Annotated in this window: 16 protein-coding genes; 4 read left to right on the top strand and 12 right to left on the bottom strand. The window is 70.4% G+C overall.

Translation table 11 applies throughout. The annotated features are described in order from the left end of the window. Positions 1 to 147: 147 nt before the first annotated feature. A complete protein-coding gene (locus tag H6693_09585) occupies positions 148 to 1,419 on the bottom strand; it encodes a hypothetical protein (protein MCB9516431.1) in 1,272 nt (423 codons plus the stop codon). 188 nt (positions 1,420 to 1,607) lie between these two features. Between H6693_09585 and H6693_09590 the strand changes: the two genes are divergently transcribed. Then, positions 1,608 to 2,702 (top strand): T9SS type A sorting domain-containing protein, encoded by a 1,095-nt coding sequence (locus H6693_09590; GenBank protein MCB9516432.1) that lies wholly within the window; start codon positions 1,608 to 1,610, stop codon positions 2,700 to 2,702. 97 nt (positions 2,703 to 2,799) lie between these two features. Here the strand turns inward: H6693_09590 and H6693_09595 are convergent, their stop codons facing one another. Then, on the bottom strand, positions 2,800 to 4,212 hold the full coding sequence (locus tag H6693_09595) for a glutamate--tRNA ligase (GenBank protein ID MCB9516433.1): 1,413 nt from the start codon (positions 4,210 to 4,212) through the stop codon (positions 2,800 to 2,802). Continuing rightward, on the bottom strand, positions 4,209 to 5,381 hold the full coding sequence (locus tag H6693_09600) for a 2-C-methyl-D-erythritol 2,4-cyclodiphosphate synthase (protein MCB9516434.1): 1,173 nt from the start codon (positions 5,379 to 5,381) through the stop codon (positions 4,209 to 4,211). The genes H6693_09595 and H6693_09600 overlap by 4 nt, the downstream gene beginning before the upstream one ends. 70 nt (positions 5,382 to 5,451) lie before the next feature. On the opposite strand from H6693_09600, the gene H6693_09605 reads away from it, so the two are divergent. From H6693_09605 to H6693_09615, 3 genes are all read left to right on the top strand, one after another. After that, entirely contained in the window at positions 5,452 to 7,215 is a 1,764-nt protein-coding gene (locus H6693_09605) for a S8 family serine peptidase (protein ID MCB9516435.1), read from the top strand. Positions 7,216 to 7,390: 175 nt separating this feature from the next. Then, positions 7,391 to 8,968: an exo-alpha-sialidase gene (locus H6693_09610; GenBank protein MCB9516436.1), complete on the top strand. Its 1,578-nt coding sequence runs from the start codon at positions 7,391 to 7,393 to the stop codon at positions 8,966 to 8,968. A 95-nt stretch (positions 8,969 to 9,063) separates the two neighbouring features. Continuing rightward, positions 9,064 to 12,366 carry a cobalamin B12-binding domain-containing protein gene (locus H6693_09615; GenBank protein MCB9516437.1) on the top strand — a complete coding sequence of 1,101 codons (3,303 nt, stop codon included), beginning with the start codon at positions 9,064 to 9,066 and terminating at the stop codon, positions 12,364 to 12,366. 7 nt (positions 12,367 to 12,373) lie between these two features. Here the strand turns inward: H6693_09615 and H6693_09620 are convergent, their stop codons facing one another. The 9 genes from H6693_09620 to H6693_09660 all read right to left on the bottom strand — a co-directional run bounded on the left by H6693_09620 (position 12,374) and on the right by H6693_09660 (position 19,972). Beyond that, positions 12,374 to 12,988, bottom strand: a complete 615-nt coding sequence (locus H6693_09620) for a hypothetical protein (protein ID MCB9516438.1) — start codon at positions 12,986 to 12,988, stop codon at positions 12,374 to 12,376. Then, positions 12,985 to 15,192 (bottom strand): hypothetical protein, encoded by a 2,208-nt coding sequence (locus H6693_09625; GenBank protein ID MCB9516439.1) that lies wholly within the window; start codon positions 15,190 to 15,192, stop codon positions 12,985 to 12,987. Before H6693_09625 ends, H6693_09620 begins: the two co-directional genes overlap by 4 nt. Positions 15,193 to 15,227: 35 nt before the next feature. Further along, positions 15,228 to 16,112, bottom strand: a complete 885-nt coding sequence (locus H6693_09630) for a GNAT family N-acetyltransferase (GenBank protein ID MCB9516440.1) — start codon at positions 16,110 to 16,112, stop codon at positions 15,228 to 15,230. 45 nt (positions 16,113 to 16,157) lie between these two features. After that, the gene (locus H6693_09635; protein ID MCB9516441.1) at positions 16,158 to 16,616 is read right to left on the bottom strand and encodes a VOC family protein; all 459 of its coding nucleotides are present in this window, start codon (positions 16,614 to 16,616) and stop codon (positions 16,158 to 16,160) included. Positions 16,617 to 16,691: 75 nt separating this feature from the next. Beyond that, on the bottom strand, positions 16,692 to 17,165 hold the full coding sequence (locus tag H6693_09640) for a PaaI family thioesterase (GenBank protein MCB9516442.1): 474 nt from the start codon (positions 17,163 to 17,165) through the stop codon (positions 16,692 to 16,694). Continuing rightward, complete coding sequence (locus H6693_09645) at positions 17,162 to 17,704, bottom strand: hypothetical protein (protein ID MCB9516443.1); 543 nt, start codon at positions 17,702 to 17,704, stop codon at positions 17,162 to 17,164. Before H6693_09645 ends, H6693_09640 begins: the two co-directional genes overlap by 4 nt. Then, on the bottom strand, positions 17,701 to 18,054 hold the full coding sequence (locus tag H6693_09650; protein MCB9516444.1) for a translation initiation factor Sui1: 354 nt from the start codon (positions 18,052 to 18,054) through the stop codon (positions 17,701 to 17,703). The genes H6693_09645 and H6693_09650 overlap by 4 nt, the downstream gene beginning before the upstream one ends. A gap of 8 nt (positions 18,055 to 18,062) precedes the next feature. Further along, positions 18,063 to 18,527 carry a DinB family protein gene (locus H6693_09655; GenBank protein ID MCB9516445.1) on the bottom strand — a complete coding sequence of 155 codons (465 nt, stop codon included), beginning with the start codon at positions 18,525 to 18,527 and terminating at the stop codon, positions 18,063 to 18,065. After that, positions 18,524 to 19,972, bottom strand: coding sequence for an SUMF1/EgtB/PvdO family nonheme iron enzyme (locus H6693_09660; protein ID MCB9516446.1), 1,449 nt, complete (start codon positions 19,970 to 19,972; stop codon positions 18,524 to 18,526). The genes H6693_09655 and H6693_09660 overlap by 4 nt, the downstream gene beginning before the upstream one ends. Positions 19,973 to 20,001 lie beyond the last annotated feature (29 nt).

Here is a 20,001-nt window from a genome sequence, read left to right on the forward strand (position 1 = left end):
CTAGCGCGGCGACGCGCGGCAGGTTTCACTCGCGGCGTCGAGAGGTGAGACAGTCGAAGCCCGCCGTTGGTTCGGTAAAATGTGTAAACACGATGTGCCGCCGGCGGACCGACGGCACATCGCCAGATGCGTGCTGCGCCTCGCGGCCTACTTGACGAGCACCAGCTTGCTGAACCGCTCGCCCTCGTCGCTGGACAGCCGCGCCAGGTAGATGCCGCCCGGCAGCGCGTGCCCCGCGTCGTCGCGCGCCTCCCAGTCCACCGCCTGCGGGCCGGCGGGCAGGCGGCCCGCGAAGGCCGTGGCCGCGCGGCGCCCGTTCACGGTGAACACGTCGATCGACACGTCGCTCGCGGCGGCGAGCGAGAAGCGCAGCGTGGTCTTCGGGTTGAACGGATTCGGCTGCGCGGTCAGCCGCGACGCGAAGGCCGGCGCGTCGTCGACGCCGGTCAGGTCCGGCAAGGCCGCGCGGTAGCGGGTCACCGAGCCGCCGCTCTTGAAGAGCCAGCCATCGTGGGTGAGCAGCATGTTCACGGGATGCGCAAAGGGCGGCAGATCCTCGGTGAAGGGCTGGAAGTCCACGAAGTCCGGCGTGAGCCAGACGCTGCCGCCCGCCGTGCTGCCCGACGCGCCGAAGGCGAGCAGGTTGCCGTGCACGGCCAGCCCGTTGAGATTGCGGTCGCCCGAGGGCAGGCCGGTGATCTGCGTCCAGCTCGCGCCCCAGTCGTCGCTGCGCCAGAGCGAGCCCACGCCGCCGTAGTGGTAGACGCTCAGGATCAGCGCGCCGCCGAAGACCGTCTCGGCGCAGAGATAGCTCGAGGGGAGCGGGCCGGTGACGTCGGTCCAGGTCTGGCCGCCGTCGGCGGAGCGGTAGATCCCACCGCTGTTGATGAGGCCGGTCGCGCCGAAGAGGTAAGACCCCGCCGCGAAGACGCGGGTGATGGACCCGCCGTCAGGCTGCGCGAGGGGCGTCCAGCTGTCGCCGAGGTCGTCGCTGCGCTGGGGCGCCGAGCCGATGACCCCGTAGAGCGCGCCGTCCATGGCGAACAGGTTGTAGACCTCGCTCGCCTGGTAGGTCGCCGGCTGCCAGGTCTGCCACGCGCCGCCCACGCGCTCGACGCGCAGGTTGTAGGGCGCTTCGATGCTGCGGCTGACGAACATCCAGTCGCCCAGCTGCACCAGGCCGACCACCGGGGCGTAGGCGCCGGAGTCGAGGCCGTCGCCGGCGGGCGTCCAGCTCGCGCCGTGGTCCTGGCTCGCGAAGACGAGACCGGTGAAGGTGCCGGTGTAGAGGGCGTCGTCACCCGACATCAGCACTTCGATGTCGGAGGGGAATTCGGCGTCCGCGACGGGACTCCAGAGCGCCACCGCGGGCGCGGCCGCCAGGGCCACGAGCGCGAGCGCGGCCAGCAGGGTTCGCATTGTCGACCTCCCGGGTCATGGGGACTGCCACCACTTGCGCGCCATTATATCCCAATAATGACGACAAATCAAACCCCCGTGCGCGGCCGGCCGGCACACCGGCCTTCCGCTGACAGCCCAAACCGCTTATGATAAGAGCGGTTGCTCCCCGCCAACGCCCCACGCTGGCTCCAACCAGGAGGTGGGACGTGTCCCTCCGTATCGCCCTCGCTCTCGCGCTCGTCCTCGCGGGCTCCAGCTCGGCTCCCGCGCTCGATTTCAGCGCCGACGGCTCCCCGGCCCCTCCCCGCGCCGTCCGCGCGGACAGCACCTGGCTCTTCGCGCCCTCCGGCCTCGGCGCCCACGGCGAGCCCGGCACCACCGAGCGCGGCTACAGCTTCGACGGCTTCGGCGAGTGCCTGTCCGCGGACTGGACCGGCTTCGGCGGCAACACGGTCGCCCTGCGTGAGAACGACTTCCTGCCCGGCGTGAACGAGTCCTGCCTGTGGACCTTCTTCGATCCCGGCAGCGCCAACGAGGACTACCCCATGGGCATCATCCCCTACGGACCGCCTTACGTGGACATGGGGATCCAGTCGCCGCCGCTCGAGGTGGACGTCGATGGCCAGCCCTTCAACATGGCCTGGGGCGAGGGCCAGATCGTCCTGCAGTTCGACGTCTACCGCGATCTTCCGATCGACCCCCTGATCTTCTACACCTTCGGCCTCGCCGGACGGACCAGCAACGGCAGCTACTCCGGCTTCACGCCGGTGACCACGGTGTTCTACGGCACCGACGGCTGGATCACGACGACCGTGGACATGACCCAGGCGCTCTACGAGGTCATGGGGGCGAACGAGGACGGCATCTCCGGCGTCATGGTGCGTCTCGGCGTGCTGGACCTCTGCGCGGAGTGGTGCGGCGCCGTCGGCAGCGGAGAAAACCACACGCTCGGGCCGCTCTTCGACAACATCCAGGTCTGCGTGGTCAGGGAGTCCACGGCCGCCGGGGACGCCCCCGCCCCCACGACCAGCGCGCTGCTCGCGCCGCAACCCAACCCCTTCAACCCGAAGACATCGCTGCGCTTTGCCCTGGGCATGGCCGGACGGGCCGAGCTGAGCGTGCTGGACCTCGCGGGCCGGCGGGTGCGTCGCCTGCAGGCCGGCGCGCTCGAGGCCGGCGAACACCGCGTGGACTGGGACGGCCGCGACGATCGCGGACACGCCGTGGCCGCGGGCGTCTACCTCGTCCAGCTGCAGACGGAGACCGAGCGGCTGACGCGCAAAGCTGTGCTGCTGAAGTAGCGAGCTTGTGTCCTCTCGCGCCCCGCTTCGAAGGGGCGCGACCCGGACACAAGGCTCGCTCGCGGGCAGAGCAGATCCGCCCACGGGGGCGGGCCGCCTAGGCGGTCGCCGCGCGAAGGCGCGCGAGCACTTCGTCGCGGCCCAGGATCGCCGCCACTGCGGCGAGTTCGGGCCCGTGCGTCCGGCCCGTGAGCGCCACGCGCACCGGCATGAAGAGCTCCTTCCCCTTCGCTCCCACCGCCTTGCCCGCGTCCTTCAGCGCGGCCTTGAAGACCTCCGCGCCGAAGTCCTCCACCGCCGCGAGCCCATCGGCCAGCGCGGCGAAGAGCGGAGCGTGGGCGAGCCAGGGCCGGGCCTCCTCGTCCGGCGCGGGCGCGGGGCCGCGCAGCGCCGCCAGCTCCCGCGGCAGGTCGGCCGCGCAGCGCAGGTGGTCGATGACCGCCGTGATCTCCAGGAGTCGCTGGGCGTCGTCCTCGTCCGGCAGGAAGGCGCGCGCCGCGGGCAGCAGCGCCGCGGGACCGGCCTCGCGCAGCTTCAGCCCGGCGAGCCAGTCCAGCTTGGCCGCGTCGAAGACGGCCGCGCTCTTGTTGAGCCTTTCAATCGTGAACGACGCGGTGAGTTCGGCACGACTCATGGCCTCGCGGCCGTCGCCGGGGTTCCAGCCCAGCAGGGCCAGGTAGTTGACGATCGCGTCCGGCGGATAGCCCTCTGCACGGTACTGCTCCACGCTCACCGCGCCGTGGCGCTTCGAGAGCTTGGAACGGTCCTCGCCGAGGATCATGGACAGGTGCGCGAAGACGGGCGGCGGCGCGCCCAGCGCTTCGTATAGCAATAGCTGGCGCTGCGTGTTGGGCAGGTGGTCCTCGCCGCGCAGCACGTGGGTGATGCCCATGGCGGCGTCGTCCACCACGCAGGCGAAGTTGTAGACGGGCAGGCCGCTCGCGCGCAGCACGACGAAATCGCCCAGCGTGCCGGCGGCGAAGCGCACGTCGCCGCGCACGGCGTCGGTCACCACCACGTCTTGCGCGGGCACGCGGAAGCGGATCGCGTGCGGCTCGCGCGCCGCCCGAGCTTCCGCGAGGGCCGGATCGAGGGCGGCGCAGCGGCCGTCGTAGCGCGGGGCGCGGCCCTCGGCGCGCGCCTGCTCGCGCGCGGCGGCGAGACGCTCCTCGCTGCAGAAGCAGGGATAGGCCTGACCCGCGGCCGTGAGGCGCGCCGCGGCGTCGCGATAGAGCGCAAGGCGCTCGGACTGGCGATAGGGACCGTGCGGGCCGCCGACGTCGGGGCCCTCGTCCCAGTCCAGGCCCAGCCAGCGCAAGCTCTCCATGAGCGCGCGCTCGCTCGCCGCGTTCGAGCGCTCGGCGTCGGTGTCCTCGATGCGCAGCACGAAGACGCCGCCCTGCTGCCGCGCGAGCAGCCAGTTGAAGACGGCCGTGCGCGCCACGCCCATGTGCAGGCTGCTCTCGGCGCTGCCGGTGGGACTCGGCGCGAAGCGGACACGCACGGTCATGGAAGCTCCCTCAGCACGGCGATGGCCAAGGCGGCCATGCCCTCGCCGCGGCCGATGGCCCCCATGCGCTCGTTGGTGGTGGCCTTCACCGAGACACGCGACGCCGGCAGGCCGAGCGTGTCGGCCAGACGCGCGCGCATCGCGTCGATGTGCGGCGCGAGCTTGGGGCGTTCCGCGATCACCGTGGCGTCCACCTGCCAGGGCGCCAGCCCCGCGCCCGCCAGCAGCGACCGCACCTGCGCCAGCAGGTCGACGCTGTCCGCGCCCGCGAAGACGGGATCCGTGTCCGGGAAGTGGCGACCGATGTCGCCGAGGCCCGCGGCGCCGAGCAGGGCGTCCATGATGGCGTGCGTGAGGACGTCCGCGTCCGAGTGCCCTGCCAGGCCGCCCACGTCGCTGGGCACGGTCACGCCGCCCAGCACCAGCGGGCGCGCGGGGTCGAGGCGGTGGGAGTCGTAGCCCTGGCCCACGCGCAGGGCGGGCGCGCCGAGCACGCGTTCGGCGGCGGCCAGGTCGGCGGCGGTCGTGATCTTGACGTTCGCGGGATCGCCAGGCATGGCGAAGAGCTCCTTGCCGAGGGCGAGCAGCAGGCTCGCGTCGTCGCTGGCGTTGGTCTCGCCGCGCTCGATCGCCGCCCCGTGGGCCGCGCGGAGCAGCGGGAGCGGAAAGAGCTGCGGCGTCTGGGCGCGGCCGAGAACGTCGCGGTCGACGTGACCCACGACCCGGTTGCCCACGCGCTGCAGGATGGTGTCCGAGAGAGGCAGCACCGGCAGCAGGCCCACGTTGCCGGCGGCCTGGAGATGGACGATCCAGTTGTGCAGGGCGTCCGCGGGCGGGAAGGGACGCGCCGCGTCGTGCACGGCCACGATGCCCTCCTCGGCGGGAATCGCCGCGAGACCGGCGGCCACGGAAGCCTGTCGCGTAGCGCCACCCGTCGTCAGCCGGAGGCCGGCCAGCGCGGGCGGCAGCAGGGCGCGGATGCGGGCTTCGTCCCCCGCCGGGTGGACCAGCACGAGCCGCTCCGCCGGCACCATGGCCACGAAGCGCTCGAGGCAGTGCAGGAAGAGCGGCCGCCCCGCCAGGGGCAGGTACTGCTTGGGAGTCTCCCCGCCCAGGCGCCTGCCGCTGCCGCCGGCCACCACCACGATCCAGAGCGCGTCAACCAGCATGGCGGCACTCTAGCACAGCCATCGCTACCCCCGTGCTATAATTGCGGGGCTCACCAACCGGGAGGTCCCCATGAAGCGTCTCGCCATTCTCGCGATGCTGGTGCTCGCCCTGCCGAGCCTCGCCCTCGCCCTGGACACCAGCACCCGTCCGGTCTCTCCGGTCCGCGCCTGGAGCGCGGACGATCTCGCCACCTTCGACCCGTCCTGGCTGCACGTGAAGTTCGTGGAGGGCAGCGCCGTCCGGCTGGAGGCGGGGCAGTTCCGTTCGGAGCGCGGCCTGGCACTGGCGGACGTCAACGCGCTCGTCGCCGGGGCCAGCGCACTGCGCGCCACCTTCGCGATCAGCCCCGAGCGCGGCGCCGCGCTCAAGGCTGCCGGCGAGCTGGCCAGCGGCCGCGTGGGTCCCGATCTGTCGCTGTGGTACGACGTGCGGGTCGAGGGTGGACGACCTGCCCTCGCGTCCGCGTTGAACGCCTTCAACGCGGACCCGATAGTTGAGATCGCCCACCCCGCGCCCCTCTGCGAGCCGGCGGTGCTGAACGACCCGCACCCGGCCGCCACGCTGCGGGCCGAGGCGCCGCTCGTCCCCACGCCCGACTTCAGCGGCATGCAGGGCTATCTCTACGACCCGCCCACGGGCATGGACGCCCCCGCCGCCTGGGCCCAGCCCGGCGGCCGCGGCGCGAACATGCACTTCATCGACGTGGAGCTGGGCTGGACGCTCACCCACGAGGACTTCACCGCCGCCAACCACTTCTTCCAGGGCGGCGCGCCCATCGATCCCGGCTACATCGACCACGGCACCGCGGTGCTGGGCGAGATCATCGGCGGAAACAACGGCTACGGCGTCACCGGCTTCGCAAGCGACACGAACTGGGGCGTGGAGGCCATCACCGTGGGCGAGTGGCCCAACGTGCCGCACCGCTTCCAGGACGCCATCGACAACCTGAGCGCGGGCGACGTCTGGCTGATCGAGCTGCAGATGTACCCCACGGGCGCCAGCGCCACGCCGATGGAGTACGTGCAGGTGAACTACGACGTCATCTGGACCGGCTGCTGGTCCCTGGGCGTGGTCTGCATCGAGGCCGGCGCCAACGGCAGCCAGGACCTCGACTCGGCCTTCTGGGGCGGCATCTTCGACCGCAACGTGCGCGACTCGGGCGCGATCATGGTCGGCGCGGGCACGCCCACCGGCCGCGTGGCCGAGTGGTTCACCAACTACGGCACGCGCATGGACGTGCACGGCTGGGGCTCGTCGATCGTGAGCACCGGCTACGGTGACCTGTACAGCTCCGGCGGCGCGAACTTCTACTACACGTCGGGCTTCAGCGGCACCAGCGGCGCGTCGCCGATGATCACGGGCTCGTCGCTCTGCCTGCAGGGCATCGCCCGGGCGAGCTACGGCGTCCCGCTCACGCCGAGCGCGCTGCGCGATCTGCTGCACGACACCGGCGTGCCCCATCTCGACGCCAGCAAGGAGATCGGCCCGCGGCCCGACCTGGGCGCGGCCGTCGAGGCGCTGATCGACCTCTCGGCCGTGGGTGACGATCCCGGCGACGCGGCGCTCCGCGTCACCGGCACGCCCAACCCCTTCAGCGAGAGCACCACGCTGCGCTTCGTCCAGCCGCGTGCCGGGGCCGCGCGGCTCGCGATCTACGACGCCGCCGGCCGCCGCCTGCGCGAGCTGGCGCTGCCCGCCGGTCCCGCCGGCGAGCGCAGCCTCGCCTGGGACGGCCGCGACGCCGCGGGACACGCCGTGGCCAGCGGGGTCTACCTCTATCGACTGGAGGCGGCGGACGCGCTGCGCAGCGGGCGGCTGGTGAAGCTGCGCTAGTCGCGCACTTGCGTAAAGCCACGAAGGCGCGGGCCGCGAGGTCCGCGCCTTTTGTGTGCGGGTCGCATGGCGTTGCTTGAGTGGGAGTCAGCTCTGCTCGGCCGTGCGGCTTTTCTTTGGGAGATCCGCCGTCCGGACAAACAGCCGCTCCGAATCCCTCACCAAGGAGCACTCGATGAAGGCACTTCGGGGCCAGGCGCTGGCCCTCCTCACGCTGTCCCTCCTGCTCGGCGCCTGTTCGAGCAGCGATCCCGCGTCGCCGAGCAACGCGGACCCCGCGGCGGTTGTTCTGAGCGCACCCGCCGATGGCGCCACCGGCCTCGACGGCGCGCTCACCCTGAGCTGGGACGCCGCCACCGACCCCGACGGCGACGCCGTGACCTACACGCTCTACCTGGACGGCGACGCCGACCCCGCCACCGCGGTGGCCAGCGGGCTCAGCGGCACCTCGCACACCCTCGCCGCGGCGCTGCCCATCCAGAGCACCTTCTACTGGAAGGTCACGGCCGACGACGGCCAGGGCGGCAGCTCCACGAGCCCGACTCGCAGCTTCAGCACCCGCGACAACGCGGCCCCGAACGCCTTCGACCTGCTGGGCATCGACGACGGCAGCACCGGCGTGCCGCTCGCCCCCACCCTCAGCTGGGAGACCGCCGTGGACCCGGACGGCGACGCCGTCCTCTACGACCTCTACCTCAGCACCGCCACGAATCCGAGCGCCCCGCTGGTGGCGGGCCTGGCGGGGACGTCCTACCCCCTGGGCGAGCCGCTGGACGTGGAGACGAGCTACCACTGGAAGGTGGTCGCCCGCGACGCGTTCGGCGCCGAGACGGCCACCGCCCTGCGCAGTTTCACCACCCAGGCGTTGATCAGCGCGACGCAGGTGACCGCCGCGGCCCCCTTCGCGGCCCGCAGCGGCCACACGTCCCTGGTCTTCGACGACAAGATGTGGGTGATCGCGGGCAGCTCCTGCTGCGGAGGCCGCTACAACGACGTCTGGTCCAGCGCGGACGGCGCCACCTGGACCGAGGTCACCGCCAACGCCGGCTTCCCCGGGCGGACGGTGCACGCGTCGGCCGTCCACGACGGGCGCATGTGGGTGATCGGCGGCAACAGCAGCTACAGCACGGGCAACGAATTCGCGGATGTGTGGTCCAGCGCTGACGGCGTGACCTGGCAGCAGGCCACGGCCGCGGCGGCCTTCGGGCCCCGCTACGGACTGCGTGCTGCGTCCTTCGCCGGCAAGCTCTGGGTGTTCGGGGGCCGCGACGCGGCCGGCAGCTACTCCCAGTCCCAGATCTGGAGCAGCGCGGACGGCGCCACCTGGACCCTCGAGACCGACAACGCGGCGTTCGGCGGCACGGGCAACTTCCAGATCGCCGAGTTCCAGGGACAGCTCTGGAAGACCGGCGGACGCGACGACGCGGTCTACCGCAGCGCGGACGGCGTGAACTGGGTGCTCGTCACCGACAGCGCCCCCTTCGGCGCGCGCCAGCAGCACACGAGCGTGGCCTTCGACGACAAGCTCTGGGTGCTGGGCGGCAACAACAACGACAACGTCTACCTCGACCTCTCCGACGCCTGGTACAGCGAGGACGGGGCCAGCTGGGTGCGTGCCGCCGCCGACGCGGGCTACGAGCCGATCACGGCCCACTCGTCCGTGGTCTATGGCGGGCGGATGTGGGTCATCGCCGGCGGCGGCGGCTTCGGTAGCAGCTACGTCTCGAGCGCGGTCTACAGCCTGGACTACTGAGGTCGGACAGCCCCGCCGGGGTCCGCTCAGCACTGGAAAAGGCGCGGGGGATGTGCCAGATTGACCCTGCGCCTTTTCCTTTGCGAGGAGGACCCATGGCCCTGGACGCGTCTCACGGCACCGACCGCAAGCCCGGCGACCGCTACCGCCTGACCCATCAGGTGCGGGTGGTCACCGCCACCAGTCTCTTCGACGGCCACGACGCGGCCATCAACATCATGCGCCGCATGATCCAGGCCGGCGGCGCCGAGGTGATCCACCTCGGCCACAACCGCTCCGTTGCCGAGATCGTCGAGGCCGTGATCGAGGAGGACGCCCAGGCCGTCGCCGTGAGCTCCTACCAGGGCGGCCACATGGAGTTCTTCACCTACATGCGCGACATGCTGGCCGAGCGCGGCGCCGGCCACGTGAAGATCTTCGGCGGCGGGGGCGGCGTGATCCGTCCCGACGAGATCCGGGCGCTGGAGGCCCACGGCATCACCCGCATCTACGACCCCGAGCACGGGCGGACCATGGGCCTGGCGGGGATCATCGACGATCTGCTCGAGCGCAGCGACTACTTCACGCTGAACCTGCCCTCGCTGCCCGCCGATGACCATCGCGGCGCGCCCGTGCCCACGCCCGAGGCGCTGCGGCGCGAGGACCACGCGGCCGTCGCCCGCATGATCACCCTCACGGAGATCGGCGGCGAGCCCTGGGCGCGCGTGGCCGAAGGCGTCCGCGCCCGCGCGGCGGCGAGCCATGCCCCCGTCCTCGGCGTCACCGGCACCGGCGGCAGCGGCAAGAGCAGCCTGCTGGACGAGCTGGTGCGGCGCTTCCGCGTGGACAACCCGGACGTTCACATCGCGCTGCTCAGCGCCGACCCCTCCAAGCGCAAGACCGGCGGCGCGCTGCTGGGCGACCGCATCCGCATGAACGCCATCGACGGCCCCCAGGTCTACATGCGCTCGCTCGCCACGCGCGGCAGCAAGAGCGAGCTGCCGGAGACGATCCGCGACGCCATCGACGTGGTCAAGGCCGCCGGCTTCGACCTGGTGATGGTGGAGACCAGCGGCATCGGCCAGGGCGACACGGAGATCGTGGACGTCACCGACCTCGCCCTCTACGTCATGACCGCCGAGTTCGGCGCGCCGACCCAGCTCGAGAAGATCGACATGCTCGACTACGCCGACCTGGTGGCGATCAACAAGTACGAGCGCAAGGGCAGCGAGGACGCCCTGCGCGACGTCCGCCGCCAGATGCGCCGCGCCAGCGAGCGCTTCGAGGTGGAGCCCGAGGCGATGCCCGTCTACGGCACGATCGCGAGCCAGTTCAACGACGTGGGCGTCAACGGCCTCTACGCCGGCCTGGTGGAGCTGCTGAAGGCGAAGTGCGGCGCCCGGTTCGCCTGCCGCATCCCCGCGGGGCAGATCGCGCGCACCAGCCGCAGCCACAGCCTGGTGCCGGCCGATCGCGTCCGCTACCTGGGCGAGATCGCCGCGGCCGTGCGCGACTACAAGCGACGGGCGCGCGAGCAGGCAGGAATCGCGCGGCGGCTGCAGCAGCTGCGTGGCGCGCGCGAGCAGCTGGGCGCCGCGGCGGACGCGAACGTCTTCGCCGCGAAGATCGGCGAGCTGGAGCGCCAGCTTGGCCCCGGCCACGCGGCGCTGCTCGCCGGCTGGGACGACCTTCGCGAGGCCTACAGCGGCGAGCGCTTCTCCTACGAGGTGCGCGGCCGCGAGTTCACCGTGGATCTGACCAGCGAGACCCTGGCCGGCACCAAGGTGCCGAAGGTCGTCGTGCCGCGCCTCGCCGACCACGGCGACCGCCTGGAGTACCTGCTGCTCGAGAACGTGCCGGGCAGCTTCCCCTTCACCGCGGGCGTCTTCCCCTTCAAGCGCGAGGGCGAGGATCCCAAGCGCCAGTTCGCGGGCGAGGGCGGCCCGAAGAAGACCAACCAGCGCTTCCACTTCCTGTCCCGCAACGACGAGGCCAAGCGCCTCAGCACCGCCTTCGACTCGGTCACGCTCTACGGGCAGGACCCGGACGAGCGCCCCGACATCTATGGTAAGGTTGGTGATTCGGGGGTCAGCATCTGCTCGCTGGCCGACATCAAGACGCTCTACGCCGGCTTCGATCTGTGCCACCCCTCCACCAGCGTGTCGATGACCATCAACGGCCCCGCGCCGATCATGCTGGCCTTCTATCTCAACGCCGCCATCGACCAGCAGGTGGACGCCTTCCGCGCCAAGGAGGGCCGCACGCCCAGCGCCGACGAGCTGGCGCGCATCCGCGCCTTCACGCTGAGCACGGTGCGCGGCACGGTGCAGGCGGACATCCTCAAGGAGGACCAGGCGCAGAACACCTGCATCTTCTCGACGGACTTCGCCCTGCGCATGATGGGCGACATCCAGAGCTACTTCATCGAGCACCAGGTGCGGAACTACTACTCGGTGTCGATCAGCGGCTATCACATCGCCGAGGCGGGCGCGAATCCCATCAGCCAGGTGGCCTTCACGCTGGCCAACGGCTTCACCTACGTGGAGTACTACCGCTCCCGCGGCCTGGCCGTGGACGACTTCGCCCCCAACCTGAGCTTCTTCTTCTCCAACGGCATGGACGCCGAGTACACGGTGATCGGCCGCGTGGCGCGGCGCATCTGGTCGGTGGCCATGCGCGACCTCTACGGCGCCGGCGAGCGCAGCCAGAAGCTCAAGTACCACATCCAGACCAGCGGCCGCAGCCTGCACGCGCAGGAGATGGCCTTCAACGACATCCGCACCACGCTGCAGGCCCTGCTCGCGCTCTACGACAACTGCAACAGCCTGCACACGAACAGCTACGACGAAGCCATCACCACGCCCACGGAGGAGAGCGTGCGGCGGGCGATGGCGATCCAGATGATCGTCAGCCGCGAGTTCGGGCTCACGAAGAACGAGCATCCGTGGCAGGGGAGCTATGTGGTCGAGGAGCTGACCGAGCTGGTGGAGGAGGCGATCCTCGCCGAGTTCGAGCGGATCAGCGCGCGCGGCGGCGTGCTGGGCGCCATGGAGACGCAGTACCAGCGCGGCAAGATCCAGGACGAGTCCATGCTCTACGAGATGCGCAAGCACAGCGGCGAGCTGCCCATCATCGGGGTGAACACCTTCCTGAACCCCGACGCCGAGAACCTGATCGCCGACAAGGTGGAGCTGCGCCGCGCCACGCCCGAGGAGAAGGCCGAGCAGATCGCCCACGTCCGCGCGCTGCAGCAGAAGAACGCCGGCGAGATCGCGGCGAGCCTGGACAAGCTCAAGGGCGTGGCGCTGGCGGGCGGGAACGTCTTCGCGCAGCTCATGGAGACGGCCCGCGTAGCCAGCCTCGGGCAGATCACCCAGGCGCTCTACGAGGTGGGCGGGCAGTACCGGCGGAACATGTAGGCGCGGGCTAGTAGTAGACTTCGATGTAGTCGATGAGCATGTTGGCGCCGCTGCTGGCCTCGAACTCGAAGCAGAGTTCGAACACTCCAGGCGCACCGTCCAAGTAGTCCCAGGTGATTTCTTCGGTCACCCAGGTCCCAAAGGTGTGGTCCTCCGGCCAGACCATTTCCTTGGCCCACACGATGTCGCCGTTGACTCGCACGTAGACGAAGTTGCTCATGTTGGTCTCGCCAACGTAGCCCATCCAGTGCCAGCGGATGTGCGGCGTCCAGAGGTAGATGTCTTGGCAGAAGGAATTGCTGTTGGCCCCATCACAGAAGCCCCCCAACCATGCCACCAGCTCACCCTCGTAGGCGGGGTAACCCCACGTCGGCAGAGGGTCGACTATCCACGAGCACGTGGTGTTGGTGATGCAGGTCCAGTCCGAGTACACACCACACTCACCGAACTCGAAGCTGCCGTCGTTCACGAGGTGCCAGCCTCGTGTGGAGTCGACCGCCGCATCGGGCCTTTCAATACGCGGGGCCTTGATGGGTTCTCCTTCGGCCGTAAGGCGCGGCTCACCCTGGCAGGGGATGACAGAGAAGGAGAGCAACAGGATGGCAAGAGCGTGCGCCTTCATTTCACCAAGACCAGCCTTGCCGACAGATCCATGGTCTCTGCTTCGGCCCTGAGTAAGTAAACGCCACTGGCAACGAGGCGACCGTCGTCGCGGCGCCCGTCCCAAACGAAGCGATGTAGCCCCGGATCCAGCCGCCTATCATCGAGTGTTGCGCAGTGCCGTCCATTGACCGCTTGCACCGTGAGGCGAACGCGCTGCGCCCGGTCGAGTGCGAGTTCGATATTGAATGTGGGGTTGCCTGGGTTCGGATACGCGGCAAGGTGGATTTGCCCCGGAGCTCGCGGCGCCTTCCGATTGGCCGCTGTCGCTGCACCCAGGGGCAGGTAGCCGAACTCCAAGCTCGACCACCGGCCCGCGCAGAACCACTCTGGGCCGGCCCAGAGCGCCGAAGCATCCTGAAGGGTCACGGAATTCACCGCTCCCACCCAGCGCGGCTGGCTTGGGTCGGCGACGTCCAGAATCTGAACACCCTCTCGATGGCACCTGAGGTACGCGTAGTCCCCGCCAACGCTGAGCGCATGTCCAGTCGTCGGAGTTCCGACACTGCTCAGGATCTCTGGAGCCCACGAGTTGCTGATGTCAACGATGATGTACCCGACATTGCGAAACAAGATGTGGGCAAGACTCCCTCGAATCTCGATCGACTCTGGAGCCTCTGAGCGAGTGATGGCGCCGACTGGTGTCGGCGTCGTCGGGTCGCTGCAATCGACGAGAAGCATCCCGTCCGCAGCCGTCCCGACCACGAGGACTCTCCCAGGCCCGAAGCCAAGCTTCGAGATGTTCGACCCAACATTTAGGTAGCCCACCGCGCGAGGATGGGCGGGGTCCGAGACATCGAGGATCTGGAGGTCATGCTCATGCAATGCGAGGGCGCAGAGACTCTGCCCTACGGCGAGTGCCGTCGCTGTGGAGGTCGCTGGCGCGGCGGACAGCTGCCTCAGCTGCGTCAGATCGGAAACATCGTAGATGACAAGGCCGATTCCAGCCCCTGTCACGAAGGCCAGATCATTGTCCAGCACCAATCCGGTGCAGGACACGCCATAGAGGAAACGAGCGATAGACTGCGCGTCGCGAGGATCGGTGGCATCGAACACCTCGACACCGCCCACCCCCGCCACGAACAGCTTCCCCCCCCAACCCTGAATCGCCTGAGGCGTACTGCCATTCCCGAGATGGGCTGAGCCAATCGTCGGGGCGGTGACCGGCGGCAGGCGTCTGTCGATGACGACACCTGTCGGGTGAGAAGTGACGAGGGCAGAGTCTGCGAACACCGCACCCTGCACTTGCCCGGCAGGGTACTCTTCGACCTCCACTGGCGTGCTGGGACTAGACATGTCGTAGATGTGCATGCTGCTGAAATAGCCGCCATCGACGGTAAGGAGGTTATTGCCTTGGCGCGACAGACCGGAGACAGAAGCCGGTGCGCTCTCCCCTATCAGACGCTGCCAGTCAAGTGGATTCGATACATCGATGGTGGCGATCCCCGCGTCCTGGTGGGTCACTGCCGCAAAACCGTCGAAGAGCTCCACGTCGAAGGTCTTGTCTTCGAGTGAGGTGATGTGCTGCCGTCGCGGGTGCTCTGGATCCGCGATGCTGACCAACTCAAGCCCACCTCGCCCATCGGCAACATAGAGCAGCGTGTCGTTGACGGCGATCCCCGAGGCATCCACCGTCTGAAGTGTCCCCCTCGGGACGGGCGCCAAAGGGTTGGTCACATCGACAAGCGCGATTCCGCGTCTGCCACCAGCAATGACGAGGGTATTCCCGCTGATCCGTAGCTCGCCCTTGTACGAGAGCGGCAGGGCCGAGAGCAGTTGCGGCTGCTCGAGATTGCTCAGATCCAGGGCAAAGAGCCCGTAGTCGCAGCTCACGAAGAGAAGGTCTCCGCTGCGCCGTTGACCGCAAATCGTCGACGGCGTGGCATCGAGGGAAAACAGCGAGAGCTCGACAGGGAGGTCCGGCTGGCTAAGGTCGAGGATGTGCACCGCAGCCGAGTCGCCCATAACGGACTTGCCGCCCACAAACAGAAGCGGGGAATCGTAGACCAGGGATGTCGCCCCGTAGGCGGAACTCACAGCCAGATGGTGGTAGTAGGGCGAGTAGTCCAGGTATTCTGGCGTGGCCCAGGCTGCTTGCGGCACGGCCTGGAGGAGAATTGCAAGCGCGACGCACGCTTCGATCCGACTCGCCATCGCCTTGACCACAGGGATATCCTCCCAGCCACTGGAACACTAATAGTCTAGCGGCCCGCGCCGGGTACGTCAACGGGACCGGACGCAAACCCCAGCTGCAGCGCGTCCGTCACCGGCCGGTAGCCGATGCGCTGGTAGATCGCGTTCGACGTGGGGTTCGCGAGGTCGGTGTAGAGGAAGCAGAACTGCCGGCCCGCATCCAGCTGCGCCTGGCTGAGCGCCGCCACGCAGGCGCTCGCGTAGCCGCGGCCGCGTCGCTCGGGCGGCGAGTAGACGAAGTTCACCCGCACACCGTGCGGGGTTGGCGACACGGCCGCCGCCATGCTCACGGCCTCGCCGTCCTCCCAGACCCAGAGCACGGCCTGCGCCACGAGCCGCTCCACCGCGCCCGTGAGGTCGGGCCGCGGTGCGTCGCCGGGGCTGGTCTCAACCTGGAAAGCGCCGGCCCAGTCGGCAAGGCGGGGAACATCGCCGGGCGCCGCAGGGCGGAAACGCCCAGGCGGCGGCGAAGCCGGCGGTGTGACGTCCGTGAGCGCATAGATGCGCAGCGCCATGTCGTCGCGCAGCGCCAGCCCCCGCGGCGCAGCCCAGAGCCGCGCCGCCTCCCGGACGACCTCCGGCGGACCCAGGATCCCCGGCAACGCGGGGTGCAGCCGCCCCACGGCCTCCACGAGCGCGGGCAGGGCGGCGGGCGGCATGGCCGTCAGCCCCAGGTTGAAGGGCGGCGTGCGCCAGGCGCAGCCCACGACCTCGTCGCCCTCCTCCACGGTGATCAGGCTGATGGGATCGTCGTAGGGGTTGTGCCCGTCGCGCAGGCGGCCGGCGATGCCCAGCAGCAGGTTGTGGGCGGCCTCGTCGCGCAGGAGCCACTCCGTGGCGCGCTCCAGAAAGGCGGCGGCGTCCCCGTGTTCGACGATTCGGAATGCCTTCATCGCTGCCTCCGGCGCCGGGCCAACGAGGAGGCCGCCGCCCGGCGCCTACTTGCCCTCGGCCGCGCGCTTGGCCATCTCCTCCGCCATGCGGCGTTCCATCTCGGCGGGCTCGACGTCCTCGATGTGCGTCGCGATCCACCACTGATTGCCCCACGCGTCCTTGATGCCGCCATGGCGGTCGCCGTAGAACATGTCGGTGGGCGGCATGATCGTCTCGCCGCCGGCGGCGGCGGCCCGCTTGAACACGGCGTCGCAATCCTCCACGTACATGTAGAGCATCGTCGGCAGGTGCTCGGAGGCATCGCGCGCCTCGCCGATCATGACGCGCGAGCTGCCGACCTGCATCTCGGCGTGGGAAAACGCGCCGTCGGGGCGCTTCATGGGCGGATGGACATGGGACGCGCCGAAGGCCTGCTCGAGGAAGGCGCAGAACTTGTCGGCGCCCTGAACGGAGAAGAAGTTGGTGAGAGTGGTGTATCCGTCGGGAACGGGCTTCACGGACATGGCAGACTCCTGGTGAATCGGGGAGGGGGGCCCGTAGTCTAGCAGACCCCCACCCCTACCGCCACCGGACCGGCCCTAGCGGCCGAAGTCGTCCGGAATCTGGACCGCCACCACCTCGCCCGTGGCGGTCACCACGCCCTCCGCGCTCAGCTCCGCGCTCACCGTGACCTTGCGGCCCTTCACCTCCTCGATCCGGCAGCGGATCGTGAGCTCCGGGCCCAGCGGCGTGGGCTTGAGGTAGTTCACCGTCAAGCGCCCGGTGACGAAGCGGAAGGCCTCGCCCTCCCCGATCTTGCGGCCGACCGCGCGGTAGGCCGCGGCGGCGGCGGTGCCCGTCCCCGAGCAGTCGATCACCGAGGCGATGACCCCGCCGTAGACGAAGCCAGGGATCGCCGTGTGCTCGGGCCGGGGCGTGAAGGCCGTGACGGTCTCGCCGGCGGCCTCGTCCGTCCAGCGCGTCTTGAGCTGGTAGCCCTTGGGATTGTCCTTGCCGCAGCCGTAGCAGCGGGCGAAATCGTCGGGATAGTAGTCCTGGAAGGCGTCGCTCATGGGTGGTCCTCCGGGTGAGCGTCGAGAAGGCTGCCGCGCGGGGTCACGCCCCAGCGCGCGGCGAGGAAGGCGGTGCTGTCGAATGCGGGCAGCTGGCCCTCGCCCGCGGCCAGCGCCCGCGCCGCGGGCGTGCAGAGCAGCCGCGGCCAGGGGCGGACGCCGATGCGCGTGAGGTCGAGGCGATCGGCGTCCCAGCAGACCTGCACGGCGGGGACGTCCTCCACGCGCCCATCGCTGTGAAAGGTCAGCGCGCGCTGGAGCTCGGCGAAGGCGGCGTCGGGCAGCTCGAAGTGCTGCCCGCGCAGCGCGATCGCCAGCGCCGCCGCGCGGGCGCCGTGTTCGGGATCGCTGCCGTCGTTCCAGCGGCAGGCGTCGTGGAGCAGCGCAAAGAGCTCCGCGAAGTCGGGGTCGACCGCAGCGGCCTCGGCGAGGTGGCGCCCCGCGGCGCAGACTCGCGCCCAGTGCGATACGCCGTGGATGCCGTCCGGCGCGAGGACGTACTGCTCCAGGACCGCCCGCATCAGGCCGCGCGGCTTCATCCGCCGCTGCGCTTGGCGCGGAAGCCCTCGGCCACCAGGAAGGCCAGCACGGGCTCCACCTTGTCGCCCTGGATGACGAGATCCGCCCCGTCCATGCCGCCGCCCACACCGCAGCGCTGCTTGAGCCGCCGGGCGAAGTCCTTGAGCGCATCGCCCGCCAGCGGCAGGCCGCTGACGCGGGTGACGGTCTTGCCGCCGCGGCCCTTCGTTTCGCGCCGCACGCGGACGAGGCCGTCCCGCGACGCTGCGGACGCCGGCTCCTTGCAGCGGCAGTCCGCGCGCGGCCGCCCGCAGTCGGGGCAGTGCTGGCCGGATTCGCTGGAGTAGACGGTACGCGCGTCGTCGCTCACGAAGCCTCCTAGACCGGGTAGAAGCCGCCCGCGCGCGAGCCGTAGCGGCGGCGGAGGCCTCTGATCTGGGCGGCGTGGGCGATGTCGTGCGCGAGCATCACGCCGAAGAAGCTCGCCGCGCTCTCGCCGTGGAAGTGCGTGCGGACGGGCTGCTGCAGCGCGTCGTCGTCGCAGCTCTGCAGGCACTCCAGCAGGTGGAACTGCGCGCGGTCCAGCAGCTCGAGGAGGGCGGGCAGGTCGTCCACGCAGCGGGTGAAGCTGCCCTGCCAGGCGCCGAAGCCCTGCTGGCAGTACTCGATCTTGGTGCTGGCGACGTGGTAGAGGATCTCGCCGATGGTCCAGAGCTCGCTGTCCGCGCGCCAGACGAGCTCTTCGGGCGTCAGGCCATCGAGGGCGTCGAGCAGGGACATCTCGGCGTCGCCGGCATAGGCCCAGCGGCTCTGGGCCAGCAGGTGCTCACGCAGCGCGGTCACTCGGACTCCGTGACGCCGCCGAGGAAGTCCAGCAGCACCTGCCAGGTGGCGCCGGCGTCGGCCGCGCGGTCCGGGTCGAGCATGGACGCCCCGTGCACGCCCTCCTCGGCCACGTAGGTCTGCAGCCCCGCCGCGCGGCAGGCGGCGAGATGGTCGCGCACGCTCTCGCGTTGCATCTCCGAGCCCGGGCGCAGCACCAGGGCCGGCAGGGTCACCTGGGGAATCCAGGGCGCGGGATCGCAGACCGCCATGGGCGGCCCCGACGCCGGCGAGCAGGCCACGACGGCGGCGAGCGCGTCCTTTTCCTCCACGGCCAGACGCAGCACCAGCCCCGCGCTGTAGCTGCTGCCCAGGGCGACGCGCGGGCCGCGCAGTCCCGCCGCCTCGGCGTAGCGCAGGGCCGCCACCAGGTCGGGGTAGGCGTCGCAGTAGGGCAGCTCCTTCGCGCCCGGGGGCAGCTCGGCCACGGTGCGGTTCTCGTCGCCCAGATGGCTGCCGCCGCTGCGCTGATCCACGGCCAGCACGTTGTAGCCGGCCTCCATGAGTCGCGGCACCACGTTGGCGTACTCGCCGCGGGCGTTGCTCCGCGCCTGGTGGAAGAGGATCAGCAGCGGGCGCCTGCGGTCGGCGTCCACCAGGTGCAGGTCGACGTGCACCACCTGGCCGTCGGCCGCGCGCACGGTCGCGTGCTTCGGCCCCGGCGGATCGGCGGCGCAGCGGAAGCCGACGTTGAAGTCGCGCCAGTTGCCGCGCAGCCCGTTGCGGAAGACGATCCCGCAGCAGCCCGGTCCCGTGAACCAGCCGCCGCCGCGGATGCTGCGGAACTTGGCGAGGGCGGGGCCGACGGGATTCAGCGGCGCGCTGACGCCGTAGTAGTCCCAGTCGTAGTAGTCGGCGGTCCACTCCACCACGTTGCCGGTCATGTCGTAGAGCCCGAAGCCGTTGGGCGCGTAGCTGCCCACGGGGCGGGTGCCCTTGGGCGACGTGCGCGCGTAGCTGGCCAGGTTGCCGGCGAGCGTGTCGCCCACCGCGTAGCGGGTGTCGGGGTCGCCGCCGAGCGCCGCGAACTCCCACTCGGCCTCGGTGGGCAGGCGCTTGCCCGCCCACTCGGCGTAGGCGCGGGCGTCGCCCCAGCTCACGCCCACCACCGGGTAGTCGGGGAAGTCGGGACCGCTATGGAAGTCGGCCATGCCCCAGAAGGTGGGCAGGTCGCGGTCGGTGGCCTCGCAGAAGGCCTGGTACTCGGCGCAGGTGACTTCCTTCGCGTCCAGGTAGAAGGGCGACAGCTCCACCGTGTGGGCGGGGTTGTCGCCGTCCTCGCCGGCGCCCATGGTGAAGACGCCGCCGGAGATCGCGACCATGCCCGGCGGCGGCGTGGCCGCGGGCTGGGCGAGGGCGGTGAGGGAAGTCAACAGGAGGCAGGCGGACAGGAGGGTCCTGAGCATGCGTGGCTCCTCGCGTGCGGGTGGCGGCG

Source organism: Candidatus Latescibacterota bacterium (genome assembly GCA_020633725.1).
GTDB lineage: Bacteria > Krumholzibacteriota > Krumholzibacteriia > JACNKJ01 > JACNKJ01 > VGXI01.